Raw genomic sequence first — 15,696 nt, forward strand, 5'->3', positions numbered from 1 at the left:
AACCTGCTCCGCGTCGGCAGCGTCCGCATGGGTCCTGCCAACTGACATCGCTTTGTGATTGCCGCATACCCGGCCGCGTCGGGCGAGCCGCGACAACCTCCGAAAAGGTGACCTTATGGACCTGATTTTCCTCACGCTGTTGGCTGTCTTCGCCGCGCTGACGGCAGCGCTGATCTATGGCTGCGACCGCCTGCGGAGAACGCCATGAACCTGCTTTACATCGCTTGCGGCGGCCTGGCGCTCGCCTTGTTTGTTTACCTGGTCGTAGCCCTCTTCTTCCCGGAGAAATTCTGATGACTGCCAACAGTGTGTTGCAGATCACGGTGTACGTGCTGGTGCTGCTGGCCTGCGCCAAGCCGCTGGGCGGCTACATGGCGCGCATCTACGAGGACCGGCCTGCCGGCTTGAACCGTTGGCTTGCACCGGTCGAGCGCCTGATCTACCGCCTGTGCTCGGTCAACCCGGCGGTCGAAATGCGCTGGACCGACTACACCGTGGCCTTGTTGCTGTTCAACCTGCTCGGGCTGTTGGCGTTGTTCGCGCTGCAGCGCCTGCAGGGCGTGCTCCCGCTGAATCCGCAGCACCTGCCCGGCATCAGCCCGGATTCCGCCTTCAATACCGCGGTGAGCTTCGCGACGAACACCAATTGGCAGGGCTACGGCGGCGAGATCACGATGAGCTACCTGACCCAGATGCTGGGGCTGACGGTGCAGAACTTCGTCTCTGCAGCAACCGGGATGGCAGCGCTGGTTGCATTGACCCGCGGGTTCGCGCGTCGCAACGCCGACACGATCGGCAATTTCTGGGTCGACCTGACCCGCGGCACACTGTACATCCTGCTGCCGCTCGCGACCGCGCTGGCCTTGGTGCTGGTGAGCCAGGGCGTGGTCCAGACCTTCAGTCCATACCGTACCGTGGCACTGACCCAACCGGTGACCTACGAGCAAGCAAAACTGGGCGACGACGGCCAGACGCTGGAGGACGCGGCCGGAAATCCGGTCACAGAGACGGTTGCAGTCAGGGAGCAGACGCTCGCAGTCGGACCGGCCGCATCGCAAATCGCGATCAAGCAACTCGGCACGAATGGCGGCGGCTTCTTCAACGTGAACTCGGCGCACCCGTTCGAGAACCCGACGCCGCTGTCGAATTTTCTCGAGATGCTGGCGATCCTGCTCATCCCCGCGGCGCTGTGTCACACCTTCGGTGTGCTCATCGGCGACACCCGGCAGGGCTGGGCGATACTGGCGGCGATGACGGTGGTTTTCGTCACGCTGATCGTCGTCATCGTCCCGCTGGAACAGGCAGGCAACCCAGCCCTCAGCGCTCTCGGCGTCGACCAGCAACCCCAGGCGAGCCAGCCCGGCGGCAACATGGAAGGTAAGGAAACGCGTTTTGGCATCACCAATTCGGCACTGTGGGCCCTCGCGACGACAGCGGCATCGAACGGGTCGGTCAACGCGATGCACGACTCGTTCACCCCACTCGGGGGCATGATTCCGATGTGGCTGATGCAATTGGGTGAGGTCATCTACGGCGGCGTCGGCTCCGGTCTGTACGGCATGATCGTGTTCGCGATCGTCGCGGTCTTCGTCGCCGGCCTGATGATCGGGCGCACCCCGGAATACCTCGGCAAGAAAATCGAGGCCTATGAGGTCAAGATGGCCTCGCTGGTGATCCTGATCCCGCCGTTCGTCGTCCTGGTCGGAACCGCTGTTGCGGTGATGGTCGATGTCGGCAAGGCGTCAGTCGCCAATGCGGGAGCCCACGGCTTCAGCGAGATCCTGTATGCCTTCTCATCTGCCGGCAACAACAACGGCAGCGCCTTCGCCGGGCTGTCCGCCAACACCCCCTTCTACAACACCGCGCTGGGCCTGGCGATGCTGTTCGCCCGCTACTGGCTGGCCGTTCCGACGCTGGCGATCGCCGGCGCCCTCGCCGCGAAGAAAGTCGTGCCCTTCGGGCCCGGCTCGCTGCCGACCCACACCCCGCTGTTCGTGGTGCTGCTGATCGGTACTGTGCTGATCGTCGGCGCGCTGGCCTTCCTGCCGGTGCTGGCGCTCGGCCCGGTGGTCGAACATTTGCAACTGTTCGGCGCGCACTGACGAGTCAACGAGGGATCACTATGAGCAACGAGAAGTCACACGCAAGTTTATACGGTCCGGACATTCGGACGCCGGCCCTGAAGCGTCCCCACTCGGCCCTGCTGGGCCCGGAGTTGTTGCAGCAGGCCGTCTGGGAATCCTTCGGAAAGCTGGCGCCGCAGACCCAGTTTAAGAACCCCGTCATGTTCGTCGTGTACCTGGGGAGCATCCTGACGACGCTACTGTGGCTACAGGCACTGTTCGGACAGGGCGAGGCCCCGGCGGGATTCATTTTCGCCGTCACGGTGTGGCTGTGGTTTACGGTCCTGTTCGCAAACTTCGCCGAAGCGGTGGCCGAGGGCCGTAGCAAGGCACAGGCCGCCTTCCTGCGCAGCGCCAAGCGGGACATCATGGCCAAGAAGCTGGACGCGCCGCGACGCGATGCCAACTACTCGAAGGTCGCGAGCCCGTTACTGCGTCGCGGCGATGTGGTCATCGTGGAAGCGGGCGACTTCGTCCCCGGCGACGGTGAAGTGATCGAGGGCGTCGCCTCGGTCGACGAAAGCGCGATCACCGGTGAAAGCGCGCCGGTGATCCGCGAGTCCGGGGGCGACTTCAGTTCGGTCACCGGCGGCACCCGCGTGCTGTCGGACTGGCTGGTCGTCAGGATCAGCACCAATCCGGGCGAATCGTTCCTGGATCGCATGATCGCGATGGTCGAGAGCGCGAAGCGCCAGAAGACCCCGAACGAGATCGCGCTGACGATCCTGCTGGTCGCCTTCACGCTGATTTTCCTGAAAACGACGGCAACGTTGCTGCCGTTCTCTCTGTACAGCGTCGAGACCGCCGGTGGCGGGCAACCGATCACCATCACGGTCCTGGTCGCCTTGCTGGTGTGTCTGATCCCGACGACGATCGGCGGCCTCCTGTCAGCCATCGGGGTGGCGGGAATCGGCCGCATGATGCAGAAGAATGTGGTGGCAACCTCCGGTCGCGCGGTCGAAGCCGCCGGGGACGTCGATGTGCTGCTGCTCGACAAGACCGGCACGATCACGCTGGGCAACCGGCATGCATCGACCTTCATTCCCGCTACCGGCGTACTGGAAAACGAACTGGCCGACGCCGCCCAGTTGGCCTCGCTGGCCGATGAGACCCCGGAGGGGCGCAGCATCGTGGTCCTCGCCAAGCAGAAGTACGGGCTCCGCGAACGCGACATACATGCATTGGGCGCGACCTTCGTGCATTTCACGGCGCAGACGCGCATGAGTGGCGTCAATCTGGAGGGACGGCAGATCCGCAAGGGCGCTGCGGACGCCGTCAGTGCCCATGTGCTGGAATTGGGCGGTACGTTTCCACGCCAGATCCAGTCCCTGGTGGATGATGTGGCACGCCGCGGCAGCACGCCGCTCGTGGTCGCCGACGGTGCCCGGGCGCTGGGTGTCATCGAACTCAAGGACATCGTCAAGGGCGGCATCAAGGAGCGCTTTGCCGAACTGCGGCAGATGGGCATCAAGACCATCATGATCACCGGCGACAACCGCCTGACGGCCGCCGCGATCGCAGCCGAGGCCGGCGTCGACGATTTCCTCGCTGAAGCGACCCCGGAAGCCAAGCTCAAGCTGATCCGGAAGCACCAGGAGGATGGCCGGCTGGTGGCGATGACCGGCGACGGCACTAATGATGCTCCGGCGCTGGCCCAGGCCGACGTCGCCGTGGCGATGAACACCGGCACCCAGGCCGCCAAGGAAGCGGGCAACATGGTCGATCTCGACTCGAATCCGACCAAGCTGATCGAGATCGTCGAGACCGGAAAGCAGATGTTGATGACACGCGGCGCACTGACCACGTTCAGCATCGCCAACGACGTCGCCAAGTATTTCGCAATCATCCCGGCGGCGTTCGCCAGCACCTATCCCGTCCTGGGGGTCCTTAACGTGATGGGCCTCGCGACACCGGCCAGCGCGATCCTGTCCGCCGTGATCTTCAACGCGCTGATCATCGTCGCATTGATCCCACTGGCCTTGAAAGGCATCCGCTACCGCCCGGTCGGAGCCGCGCAACTGCTGCGTACCAACCTGTTGATCTACGGGTTGGGCGGACTGATCGTGCCGTTCATCGGGATCAAGGCGATCGATATGCTGCTGGTCAGCGTAGGGCTCGTTTAATTCTTGGACCAACACCGCCGTCCGGGTAACCCGCCGGTTCGGCGCCGGAGAGAATGCCATGTATCAACACTTGAAACCCGCGATCCTGATGCTGCTGGTCTGGACGTTGCTGACGGGAACCGTCTACCCGACCGCCGTGACTAGCCTCGCCTACCTGCTCTTCCCGGAACAGTCGGAAGGCAGCCTGTTACTGGGCCCGGACGGCGCGCCGTCCGGCTCGCGGCTGATCGGCCAGCCCTTCAGCGATCCAAAATACTTCTGGGGGCGCCCTTCGGCAACTGCACCCTATCCTTACAACGCGGCCGCATCCAGCGGTAGCAACCTCGGGCCGCGCAACCCCGCATTGGTGCAAGCGGTGAGCGCACGTATCGCCGCGCTGCGCGCCACCGATACGGGCAACTCAGCGTCGATCCCCGTGGATCTGGTGACCGCGTCGGGCAGCGGTCTGGATCCGCACATCAGTCCCGCAGCTGCCGCCTACCAGGTGCCACGGGTGGCTAAACAACGCGGCCTACCTGTCGCCGCACTGCAGGAATTCGTAGAGCGGTACGTCGAGTCCAGACAATTCGGTATTCTTGGGGAAGCACGCGTCAACGTGGTCGAACTCAACCTCGCACTCGACCGCTCGACCTCGTTGAAGCCGGTGCGCTGATTCGCTGCCGAGCCGAACGAGGGTTTACCCCCACCGCACTTGCCCTGTCCAATGAATCAGTTCGAACGCCCTGATCCCGACGTGTTGCTCGCCAAGGTCGAACGCGCTCAGGAGAAGGCGCGGCGCGGGCGGCTGAAGGTGTTCTTCGGTGCGGCAGCGGGCGTCGGCAAGACCTACACGATGCTGCAGGCCGCGCGCGAACGTCGCGCCGAGGGATTCGACGTCGTCGTCGGACTGGTCGAGACCCATGGCCGCAAGGAGACGGCTGCGCTGCTCGAAGGCCTGGAAGTGCTGCCGACGCGGATCGTCGAACATCGCGGTGCACAGTTGCGCGAGTTCGATCTCGATGGGGCGCTGAAGCGCCGGCCCACTGTCATCCTGGTGGATGAACTCGCGCATACCAATGCCCCCGGTTCACGGCATCCGAAACGCTGGCAGGACGTCGATGAACTGCTCGAAGCCGGTATCAACGTCTACACGACCCTGAACGTCCAGCACCTGGAAAGCCTGAACGACGACGTCAGCCAGATATCCGGCATCCGGGTCTGGGAAACGGTCCCCGACACCGTATTCGAAGCCGCCGATGAGGTCGAACTGGTGGACCTTCCGCCGGACGAACTGCTCATTCGTCTCAAGGAAGGAAAGGTCTATTTTCCGGAACAGGCCCGGCGGGCCCTGGAGAACTTCTTCCGCAAGGGCAATCTGATCGCGTTGCGCGAACTGGCATTGCGTCAGACGGCAAGCCGCGTCGATGCCGAGATGCAGGATTACCGCGATGACCATGCCATCCGCGAGGTATGGCAAGTCAGCGAGCGCATCCTCGTCGCCATCGGCCCGACACCGCTGGCCGAGCGTCTTGTGCGCGCCGGCAAGCGTCTTGCGAGCGGCCTGAAAGCCGAGTGGATCGTGGTGTACGCCGAAACGCCACAGTTGCAGCGACTCGCCCCCGAACGCCGGGACGGCATACTGCGCATGCTGCGCCTGGCCGAACAACTCGGCGCCGAGACGACCACCCTGTCCGGCCCCGAGATCAGCCAACTGCTGATCGATTTCGCCAATGAACGCAATGTAACGAAGATCGTCATGGGCAAGCCGAGTCGGCGGGGATGGCGCCGCTGGCTGTTGGGCTCGGTGGTGGACACGGTCATCGCGCATGCCCACAACATCAACGTCTATTTGTTGGGCAGCCCGGGCGCATCCCAAGCCGATGCGGAACGCTCCACCCCGCGCGCATTCGACCGCCTGAAACTCCCGCCCGGTCTGCAGGCGTCGTCCGGCAAGGGCTGGCTGCAGCGTTACCGCGGGTATCTGTGGGCCATTGCCACGACGGCACTGTGCACGGTCATCGGTTGGTCGATGTTCGAGCGATTCGACCTCGCCAACCTCGTCATGGTCTACCTGCTCGGGGTGATCTTCGTCGCGACGCGATTCGGCCGCGGGCCGTCTATCATCGCCTCCGTCCTCAGCGTGACGCTGTTCGACATCCTGTTCGTCAAGCCCTACTTCAGTCTGTCGGTGCACGACACCCAGTACCTGGTGACCCTGCTGGCGATGCTGGCCGTCGCGATGGTGATCAGCAATCTGGTCGCGAGCGTGCGCTATCAGGCACGTGTGGCAGCGCATCGCGAGCGGCGAGCCACGGTGCTGTACCGGATGAGCCGCGAACTGGTCACCTGCCGCACCGAGACCGAGGTCGCTCGCTGCGCCGTCCGCCATGTTCACGCCGAATTCGAGAGTCCCAACGTACTGCTATTTCCGGGTGAGACCGGGCACCTCGCGTATCCTGCGGATCGCAGCCTGAGCGAATCGCTGCGCGGCAGCGATCTGAGTGTCGCACAGTGGGTCTACGACCACGACGAAGCGGCCGGCCAGGGCACCCATACGCTGGCGGGCGCCCAAGCCGTCTACTTTCCCCTCACCACCGCCGATCACGTCGCCGGTGTGCTCGCCATGCAGCCCGCTAACCTGCGGCGGATCTTTCTCCCCGAGCAGCGCAAGCTGCTCGAGGCCTTCCTTGATCAGATTGCCGGCGCCATAGAACGCGTGCGTCTGATCGAACTGGCGCGAAAGACCTCGGTCGATATGGAAGCCGAGCGGCTACGGAACTCGCTGCTCAGCTCGATCTCCCATGATCTGCGCACTCCACTGGCGACCATCGTCGGCGCATCGAGCACGCTGGCTGAACGCGACGGGGCACTCAACGCCGCGGATCGCGATGAGCTCAGCCGGGCGATCTATGACGAAGCCCAGCGCATGAGCAGGCTTGTCACCAACATTCTGGACATGGCGCGGCTGGATGCCGGCGCAGCGCAACTCAACCGCCAGTGGCACATGCTGGAAGAAATCGTCGGCACGGTACTGACGCGCTTGCAAAAGCCGCTCGCCGGTCGTACGGTGAGCGTGCGACTGCCGTCCGATCTGCCGCTGATCCATGTCGATGGCGTGATGATCGAGCAGGTACTCACCAATCTCCTCGAAAACGCGATCCGGTACACACCCGCGGGTAGTCCGATCACCCTCTCGGCCGAAGCCTCGGCCTTCACGATCACGGTGGCCGTGGCGGACCGCGGCCCGGGCATTCCGAAGGGAATGGAGGACCACTTGTTCGAGAAGTTTTTTCGTGGCCAGCGCGAAAGCGCTCAGAGCGGGGTCGGGCTCGGACTCGCCATCTGCCGCGCCATCATCGAGGCGCATGGCGGGTCCATACATGTCCACAACCGGGGCAATGGTGGCGCGGTCTTTTCGTTCATGCTGCCGCTGGAGCAAAATCCGCCCGTGGTTGAGCCCGAGGTTTAGAACACCGGGTCCTGCGATGTCGCAATCGGTACCCACCGTCGTCATCATCGAAGACGATCCGCAGATGCGCCGGTTCCTGCGCACCGGCCTCGCGGCAGACGGCTTCCAGGTATTCGAGGCGGAGACCGGACAGCGCGGCCTGATCGAAGCCGGCACGCGAAAGCCGGACCTCGTAATCCTGGACCTGGGCCTGCCAGATATGGATGGTGTGGCCGTGGTACGCTCGCTGCGGGAGTGGAGCACCCTGCCGGTGATCATTCTTTCTGCCCGCAGCGCCGAGGAAGACAAGATCCAGGCCCTGGATGCCGGCGCCGACGACTACCTGACAAAGCCCTTCGGCATCGGTGAACTGCTCGCCCGCCTCCGCGTGGCGTTGCGGCATTCTGCCCGAACCGGGGACGGCCCGGACAACAAGGTGTACAGCAGCGGGCGGTTGAAAGTGGACCTCGAGAAACGGCTGGTGTACGTCGATGACGAAGAGGTTCATTTGACACCGATCCAGTATCGACTGCTGTCGGTGCTGGTCAGGCACGCCGGTCGCGTGATGACGCAACGTCAGTTGTTGCAGCAAGTCTGGGGACCAGCCTCCACCGACAACGCCCATTACCTCCGCATCTACATGAGTCAGTTGCGTCGAAAACTCGAGGCCGACCCGGCCAAACCCGAATTTCTGCTGACCGAGTCGGGTGTCGGCTACCGCCTGAAAGGATGATCGCGCCCGACGCCGCCCGGGTCGGCGTGTTCTCGCGCGGGCTTGTCAAAACCCTGCGTGGCTGTGCATTCCTGGATTACCCCGTGGTTTTCGATCCTCACCCGGACGACCCGCGCATCGCGCTGACGGCCGGTTGGGGTTGCAAGCCGAGCGGGGAGAAAGCCGCAGCCTTCGCGGCTGAGCGAGGCATTCCGTGTGTGCGGCTGGAGGACGGGTTTCTGCGCTCCGTCGGACTGGGCGCGTTCGGCGCACCGCCCCTGTCGCTGGCCATTGACGACCGGGGCATCTACTACGATGCCAGCCAGCCCTCGCAACTCGAAGCCCTGCTGAACCAGGCCGACCTGTCGCCGGACCTGCTCGCGCGCGCGGCGCGGCTGCGGTCCCTGATCGCCGATCACCATCTCAGCAAGTACAATCACGCACCGGATGCTGCGGAAGGGCTGATTCCCAGCACCGGGCGGCCACGGGTCCTGCTGCTCGACCAGACTGCCGGCGACGCGTCCATCCGCTGCGGGCTGGCGAACGAAGACACCTTCCGGAACCTGTTGACCGCCGCGCGCGACGAGAACCCCGAAGCCGACCTCTATGTCAAGACGCACCCGGACGTCATCGCCGGGAAAAAGCGCAGCGCCCTCGCCTTTGCGCGATCCGAACCGGGACTGGCGTGGATCGCAGCCGACGTCAGCCCGCCCTCGTTGCTGCGACAGGTCGACCGGGTCTATACGGTGACCTCGCAGATGGGGTTCGAAGCCACCCTGCTCGGCAAGCCTGTCAGCTGCTTTGGCCTGCCGTTCTATGCCGGGTGGGGCATCACCGACGACCGACTGAGCTGCGCGCGTCGCACGCGGCGGCGCACGGTGCTGGAGATCCTCGCAGCCGCCTATATCCTCTATCCACGCTACGTGGACCCGAAAACGGGGCAGCGGTGCGAGGTCGAACGGGTCGCGGAGTATCTGGCGACTGCCCGGAGCATCGGACCCCGGCGGTCGATAGTTTCCAGACTGTTCGTCCGATGGCGTGCTTGATGCGGCGGCGCGCCGATCCCCACGCGACTTCCGCTGGGCCTTTGTCCACCACCTAAGCCTTCCGCCATCATCATGAAGCCCGAACGCACACGACTCGCTGAACCCGATACGGTGCTCGTGACGGGCGCGAGCGGCGGCATCGGCGGCGCGCTGGCGACGGCCTACGCCCGCCCGAACCGCCGACTGATCCTGCACGGCCGTAGAGTCGTTGAATTGCAGCGTGTGGCGGAGCAATGCCGTGATCTCGGCGCAATCGTCGAGGTCGAGCAGCACGAACTCCGTGACACGGAAGCTTGGATGACTTGGCTGGCTGCCGCGGCCGAACGGCAGCCGATCGACCTCGCCATCATCAATGCCGGGGTCACCAGCCACATCGGGCCCGACGGCCGGGGCGAGGAGTGGAGCCGAGTGGATACCGTGATCGACGTCAACATCCGGGCCGCCATCGCCACGGCCGAGGCGCTGATACCAACGATGCGGCGTCGCGGTCATGGACAGATTGCGTTGATCAGTTCGGTATCTGCCTACATCGGTCTCCCACTGACGCCAAGCTATTGTGCGAGCAAGGCCGCGTTGAAGGCATACGGCGAAGCGCTCCGAGGCTGGCTCGCTCATGAGGGGATCGCCATCAACGTGGTACTGCCAGGCTTCGTCGAAAGCGCGATGAGCCACCAGTTTCCGGGCCCGAAATTGTTCGTGCTGTCACCGGAGCAGGCCGCCGAGCGGATTCGAAGGGGCCTGGCGCGAGACTGCGCGCGGATCGGCTTTCCGTTCCTGCTGGACTGGGGCCTGTGGGCACTCGGCGTGCTGCCACCGGCCCTGTCGCTGCGCATGCTGCGCGGTCTCGGCTACGGCGGCAGCCGGCGCCACCGCATCTGAGCGCCCCCAACGCCGCGGTTCCCTCGCGGCGACCTGCCGGTACCCATGGATTGATCAGGTGGCCAGGGCCGTCTCGGGGGCAGTGAAAACCTTCAGCCGCTTCGGATAGACCCGCACCACCTGATCTTCACAAAAGGCTTCGGCTTCCCAGGACTCCCGCGGTACCTCCGCCTCCACCGCTCCGTGCCCGTCGATGCGCTCGAGCCGCACCTTGACCACCCCACCAGCGCGCCGCGCGCCCTGTATCCGCGCCTCCAGCCCGCCCCCGTCGTGCGACAGTTCAATGTCGTGCGGTCGGGTATAGAACATCGCCGCAACCGCGGTATCCGCGGGTTCGTGCCCCGCCAGCTGGATCGCCGCCGCGCCGATATGCGCGTGCCCGTCCGAGACCCGTCCGTGAAACAGGTTCACATCGCCGAGAAACTGGTAAACGAAGGGTGTCGCGGGGTGGTCGTAGATTTCGTCCGGCGTCCCGATCTGCTCGATGCGACCTTCGTTCATGACGACGACCCGGTCAGCGACTTCCAGTGCCTCGTCCTGGTCGTGGGTCACGAATACACTGGTGACGTGCAGTTCATCGTGGAGGCGGCGCAACCAGCGCCGCAGTTCCTTGCGTACCTGAGCGTCCAGCGCACCGAAAGGTTCGTCGAGCAGCAAGACCTTGGGCTCGACCGCCAGTGCCCGCGCCAGCGCGATGCGCTGGCGCTGCCCGCCCGACAACTGCGCCGGGTAGCGCTCGGCCAGCCAGTCCAGTTGCACCAGCCGCAGCAACTCCATGACCTTTTCCTTGATGGTCGCCTCCGTCGGCCGCTCGCTTTTCGGGCGAACCCTCAGGCCGAACGCGACATTGTCGAAGACCGTCATGTGGCGGAACAAGGCGTAGTGCTGGAACACGAAGCCGACCTGCCGTTCGCGCACGTGCTGACACTTGCTGTCATCCCCGTGAAACCAGACCTCGCCCTCCTCATTGCCGTGAAACCAGATCTCGCCCGAATCGGGCGTTTCCAGCCCGGCGATGATCCGCAGCAAAGTCGTCTTTCCGCATCCCGACGGCCCCAGCAGGGCGATCAGTTCGCCCTCGCCGACTTCGAGATCGATCTCGCGCAAGGCATTGAAGGCGCCGAAGCGCTTGACGATTTTCTTGACGTGAATACTCATGCAGTGTCCTCGTGTGAGGTGAGGGGGGATTACGGTTCAGTGGTGGCCGCGCAAATGGCGCGCGACGAGGGTCTTGGCGGCCAGGGTTCCCAGCGCGAGAAAGGCCAGTAGCGTCGCTACCGCAAACGCGGCGGTGGCGTTGTACTCGTTGTAGAGGATTTCGACATGCAACGGGATCGTATTGGTCAGGCCGCGGATATGACCCGAAACGACCGACACCGCACCGAACTCCCCCATGGCTCGGGCATTGCAAAGAATCACGCCGTACAGCAGACCCCAGCGGATGTTGGGCAGCGTGATGTGCCAGAAGGTCTGCCAGCCCGATGCGCCGAGTACGATCGCCGCTTCCTCCTCTTCCGTGCCCTGCTCCTGCATCAACGGAATCAATTCGCGAGCGACGAAGGGAAAGGTCACGAACAGCGTCGCGAGCACGATCGCCGGCACGGCGAAGACGATCCGGATGTTGTGCTCCGCAAGAAATTCCCCGAACCAGCCATGCGATCCGAACAACAGTACGAACAGCAGGCCGGCAATGACCGGAGATACCGAGAACGGCAGATCGATCAACGTGATCAAAAGGCTCTTGCCGCGAAATTCGAACTTTGCGATCGCCCACGCCGCGGCGATGCCGAACACCATGTTGACCGGGACCGAGATCAGCGCCGCAATCACGGTGAGTTTGATCGCCGACAGCGCATCCGGATCGGTCAATGCCTCCCAGTAAACGCCCAATCCCTCCCGCAACGCGCCTACGAAAACGGCCGCCAGCGGCAGCCACAGAAAGGCCGCCAGAAACGTCAGCGCCACGGCAATCAGCAACCGGCGAAATGGCGTCGACTCGGACGTCGGGCCGGCGTCAACCTGATAGACGCGCGGCAATGTCATGGCTTGGCTCGTCATGCGGGCTCCTCCAGTTGGTCAGGCGCCGCCGGGGGCAACACGCGGCTGCTCCAGGCCTGCAACAGATTGATGCCGAGCAGCAGCAGAAATGACGCGACCAACATCGCGGCGGCGATGGAAGTCGCTCCGGCCTCGTCGTATTGCTCCAGTTTGGTGACGATCATCAGCGGAGTGATCTCCGACACCATGGGAATGTTGCCGGCGATAAAGATGACCGATCCATACTCCCCGATCGCCCGGGCGAAGGCTAGCGCGAATCCCGTCAGGACCGCGGGACCGATACTCGGCAGTATGACCATGACGAAAGTTTGCACCCGCGTTGCGCCCAGACTCGCGGCGGCCTCTTCCATCTCCTTCGGAAAGTCCTCGAGGATGGGTTGGATCGTGCGCACGACGAATGGCAAGCCAATGAAAGTGAGCGCAACGACGACGCCCAGCGGCGTAAACGCCACCTTGATACCCAACGGTGCCAGGAACTGCCCCACCCAGCCGTTTTTCGCGTAGATCGTCGCCAGGGTGATCCCCGCCACGGCGGTTGGCAGTGCAAAGGGCAAGTCGACGAGGGCATCAACCAGCTTCTTCGCGGGAAACTCGTACCGGACCAACACCCACGCGACCAACAGACCGAAGACTGCGTTGATGGACGCGGCCGCGAGCGAGGCGCCGAAAGTCAGCCGGTAGGATGCCAGCACGCGCGGGGCCGTCACGGCAGCCCAAAACTCGTCCCAGGTCAGCGTAAAGGACTTCAGGAAAACCGCCGAGAGGGGAATCAGCACGACGAGGCTCAGGTAGAAGATCGTGAATCCCAGTGAGATATTGAAGCCCGGCAGCACATTAGATTGCCTGAACATAGGTACCCTCCATCGCCCGCGGCGATTTCTGCCAGAGAACTCCCCCCCGCCGCTCGCGACGGCGCCGTTCGAGCAAGGGCCCCTGTATCCATTCGATGCCGGCGTCGGCGGCCAGCGCCAGGGTCTCCGCCTGTTCGATGTGCTCCAGAACGACCTTCCCGCCGAAGCCAAACATCAGACGCTGCAACAAACCAAGGTAGCGCCCTACCCCGCTCGGCAGCAGCCGTGACGAGCGGGCAAAGTGCCGGGCGTCGAGCCGCAAATAATCAGGAGCGATACGAAAAAAGAAGTGGGCGGTCGCCTTCGACATCGGCAGTTCATCCAGCCGCACCCCGATCCGGTAGCCCCGGCTGCGGTAATTGGCCAGACCTTGCCCCAGACGGTGGAGGTAATCCCCCGGTTTGGCTCCGAAATCCAGGGAAGTCGACAGCACGACCCGCTCGGTGGCCAGCCCGCACTGCTCGATCAAACCCGCGAAATAGGCGCCATGGTCGCGCGGGACATTCAGGATATGGCGGGGGTCGACATCCAGCACCAGCTGCGCGGCCGGATCGTAGTTCCCGGCGACGAAGTTCAGCATGTGCAACGTGCGGCACAGGCGGTCGAAGTTGACGAGCCGGATCGCGTCGGTTCCGGAGTGACTGCGGCCGCTGACCGGCACGGGTGCGGCCTGACTGACGACCGACTGCAACCGGGCTATGTACCCTACCGTCAGACCGGGGGCTTGGGTGAGGCGAATGGGATCGAGCGCGCTGGCCAGATCGACATCGCAGAAGCGCGCCGTAACGCGGCCGCGCGCCGACCTCAGCAAGGCATCGGCGACACCCGTGTCCGCCGTCATGCGATCGTTGCAGGCGCGAACGAATGTGTTGAGCGACATAACCTTGACCTCCTCAGTCCAAGTAAGGACCTGCGCCGCGCGTGCGGTCGTAGAGTCGGGCCACCGCGACCTCGCTGGACTTCACGAGGGCCAGAACCTGGTCGCCCACCTTCAGGCCCAGCGATTCAAGCGAACTGCTTGTGATAACCGAGGTTACGATGCCGCCTTCCACCTGGACTTCGACCTCGGACACGACGGGACCGAGATTGATCGCGCGGATGCGGCCACGGAACTGATTGGGTGATGTCAGCGCGACGATGCTCATACGATATCTCCGGTAGGTTTTGCCTCGAGCTTGGCCAGACTGACCTCGGTCGCCTTGAACAGCGCCAGCACGGCCACGCCGGGTAATAACTCCAGTTCCTTAGCGGAACTCGTCGTAATCACCGAGCTGACGGGCCCGGCTGCCGTCTCGATGACGATCTCGGAAACCACGCCACCGGGAACGAGCTTCTTGATGGTTCCGCGGAACTGGTTCTTGGCGTTGACGGCCACGATGGAACTCATGAGGGGATACTCCGATGCTAAGGCGGCGCGCTCAGCGCGTCGCGAAGATTTGATCGAACACCGCGCCATCGGCGAAGTGCTTCTTATGAGCGGCCGCCCAGCCACCGAAGACCGGGTCGCTGATGGGTACCAGTTCCAGCCGGGGAAACTCGGCAGAATGTTTTGTGGCGACCGCAGGATCACGCGGGCGATAGTGATGGCGGGCCGCGATGTCCTGCCCTTCCTTGCTGTAAAGGTATTCCAGATAGGCCTTCGCCACCTCTTCCGTACCGTGGTTGCCGGCCACCTTGTCGACCACCGTGACCGAGGGTTCAGCCAAAACGCTGAACGATGGCGTCACGATCTCGAACTTGTCTGGCCCTGATTCCTTGAGCACCAGATGCGCCTCGTTTTCCCAGGTGATCAGGACATCGCCGATCTCTCGCTCGACAAAGGACACGGTCGAGCCGCGCGCGCCGGTATCGAGGACTGCCGCATTCTTGTACAGGCGAGATACGAACTCCTTTGCTGAAGACTCGTCACCGCCCTTCTTCTTGATCGCGTAGCCCCATGCCGCCAGATAGTTCCAGCGGGCGCCGCCGGAAGTTTTCGGGTTCGGCGTCACCACCGAAACGTCCGGTTTGGCCAGGTCATCCCAGTCCTTGATTCCCTTGGGATTACCCTTCCGGACCACGAAAACCATCGTCGACGTATACGGCGCACTGTTTTGCGGCAGCCGCTCCTGCCACTTTTCCGGGATCAGACGTCCCTTCTCGTAGAGCTGATCCACGTCGTAGGCCAGTGCCAGCGTCACGACATCGGCGTCGAGCCCGTCGATGACGGCCCTGGCCTGCTTGCCACTCCCTCCATGAGACTGTTTTACCGTGACCGTATCGCCGGTCTTGGCTTTCCAGTATTTGGCAAAGACCGCGTTGTACTCCTGATACAGCTCGCGCGTCGGGTCGTAGGACACGTTGAGCAAAGTGACATCATCGCCCGCGTAAGTAAAAGCGGCGGGCAGCAGGGTCGCGTTAACTGCAAAAATCGCGTGAATCAGCCGAGGGGTTAACCAATGCATGAGTAAGCTCCGTCAATTCGTTGAGTCGGGTTG

15 protein-coding genes are annotated in these 15,696 nt (G+C 63.7%); 8 read left to right on the top strand and 7 right to left on the bottom strand.

Going from position 1 to position 15,696, the window contains the following annotated elements; all coding sequences use genetic code 11:
• The first annotated feature begins 204 nt into the window (after positions 1–204).
• The 8 genes from kdpF to BWR02_RS12400 all read left to right on the top strand — a co-directional run bounded on the left by kdpF (position 205) and on the right by BWR02_RS12400 (position 10,310).
• Positions 205–294, top strand: a complete 90-nt coding sequence (kdpF, locus tag BWR02_RS12365) for a K(+)-transporting ATPase subunit F (protein WP_139558070.1) — start codon at positions 205–207, stop codon at positions 292–294.
• Positions 294–2,102: a potassium-transporting ATPase subunit KdpA gene (gene kdpA / locus BWR02_RS12370; protein ID WP_139558071.1), complete on the top strand. Its 1,809-nt coding sequence runs from the start codon at positions 294–296 to the stop codon at positions 2,100–2,102. The genes kdpF and kdpA overlap by 1 nt, the downstream gene beginning before the upstream one ends.
• A gap of 20 nt (positions 2,103–2,122) precedes the next feature.
• On the top strand, positions 2,123–4,246 hold the full coding sequence (gene kdpB, locus BWR02_RS12375) for a potassium-transporting ATPase subunit KdpB (protein WP_139558072.1): 2,124 nt from the start codon (positions 2,123–2,125) through the stop codon (positions 4,244–4,246).
• A gap of 58 nt (positions 4,247–4,304) precedes the next feature.
• Complete coding sequence (kdpC, locus tag BWR02_RS12380; protein ID WP_139558073.1) at positions 4,305–4,898, top strand: potassium-transporting ATPase subunit KdpC; 594 nt, start codon at positions 4,305–4,307, stop codon at positions 4,896–4,898.
• A gap of 51 nt (positions 4,899–4,949) precedes the next feature.
• On the top strand, positions 4,950–7,694 hold the full coding sequence (locus BWR02_RS12385) for a DUF4118 domain-containing protein (protein ID WP_139558074.1): 2,745 nt from the start codon (positions 4,950–4,952) through the stop codon (positions 7,692–7,694).
• A 16-nt stretch (positions 7,695–7,710) separates the two neighbouring features.
• Positions 7,711–8,406: a two-component system response regulator KdpE gene (kdpE, locus tag BWR02_RS12390; RefSeq protein WP_139558075.1), complete on the top strand. Its 696-nt coding sequence runs from the start codon at positions 7,711–7,713 to the stop codon at positions 8,404–8,406.
• The gene (locus BWR02_RS12395; RefSeq protein WP_139558076.1) at positions 8,403–9,431 is read left to right on the top strand and encodes a capsular polysaccharide export protein, LipB/KpsS family; all 1,029 of its coding nucleotides are present in this window, start codon (positions 8,403–8,405) and stop codon (positions 9,429–9,431) included. Before kdpE ends, BWR02_RS12395 begins: the two co-directional genes overlap by 4 nt.
• Positions 9,432–9,503: 72 nt before the next feature.
• On the top strand, positions 9,504–10,310 hold the full coding sequence (locus BWR02_RS12400) for an SDR family NAD(P)-dependent oxidoreductase (protein WP_139558077.1): 807 nt from the start codon (positions 9,504–9,506) through the stop codon (positions 10,308–10,310).
• 54 nt (positions 10,311–10,364) lie between these two features.
• Here BWR02_RS12400 and BWR02_RS12405 read toward each other — a convergent pair whose 3' ends face one another.
• Genes BWR02_RS12405 through BWR02_RS12435 form a run of 7 tightly spaced genes read right to left on the bottom strand, consistent with a single transcriptional unit; the run spans position 10,365 to position 15,663 of the window.
• Positions 10,365–11,468: a sulfate/molybdate ABC transporter ATP-binding protein gene (locus BWR02_RS12405; protein ID WP_129884106.1), complete on the bottom strand. Its 1,104-nt coding sequence runs from the start codon at positions 11,466–11,468 to the stop codon at positions 10,365–10,367.
• A gap of 36 nt (positions 11,469–11,504) precedes the next feature.
• Positions 11,505–12,368: a sulfate ABC transporter permease subunit CysW gene (gene cysW / locus BWR02_RS12410; RefSeq protein ID WP_139558078.1), complete on the bottom strand. Its 864-nt coding sequence runs from the start codon at positions 12,366–12,368 to the stop codon at positions 11,505–11,507.
• A complete protein-coding gene (gene cysT / locus BWR02_RS12415; protein WP_139558079.1) occupies positions 12,365–13,219 on the bottom strand; it encodes a sulfate ABC transporter permease subunit CysT in 855 nt (284 codons plus the stop codon). The genes cysW and cysT overlap by 4 nt, the downstream gene beginning before the upstream one ends.
• On the bottom strand, positions 13,203–14,099 hold the full coding sequence (locus tag BWR02_RS12420; protein WP_139558080.1) for an EAL domain-containing protein: 897 nt from the start codon (positions 14,097–14,099) through the stop codon (positions 13,203–13,205). Before BWR02_RS12420 ends, cysT begins: the two co-directional genes overlap by 17 nt.
• Before the next feature lie 13 nt (positions 14,100–14,112).
• Positions 14,113–14,364: a TOBE domain-containing protein gene (locus BWR02_RS12425; protein WP_129884110.1), complete on the bottom strand. Its 252-nt coding sequence runs from the start codon at positions 14,362–14,364 to the stop codon at positions 14,113–14,115.
• The gene (locus BWR02_RS12430; protein ID WP_139558081.1) at positions 14,361–14,606 is read right to left on the bottom strand and encodes a TOBE domain-containing protein; all 246 of its coding nucleotides are present in this window, start codon (positions 14,604–14,606) and stop codon (positions 14,361–14,363) included. Before BWR02_RS12430 ends, BWR02_RS12425 begins: the two co-directional genes overlap by 4 nt.
• A 31-nt stretch (positions 14,607–14,637) precedes the next feature.
• Entirely contained in the window at positions 14,638–15,663 is a 1,026-nt protein-coding gene (locus BWR02_RS12435; protein ID WP_139558082.1) for a sulfate ABC transporter substrate-binding protein, read from the bottom strand.
• Positions 15,664–15,696 lie beyond the last annotated feature (33 nt).

Origin of the sequence: Methylotetracoccus oryzae, from assembly GCF_006175985.1 — a bacterium.
Classification (GTDB): Bacteria; Pseudomonadota; Gammaproteobacteria; order Methylococcales; family Methylococcaceae; genus Methylotetracoccus; species Methylotetracoccus oryzae.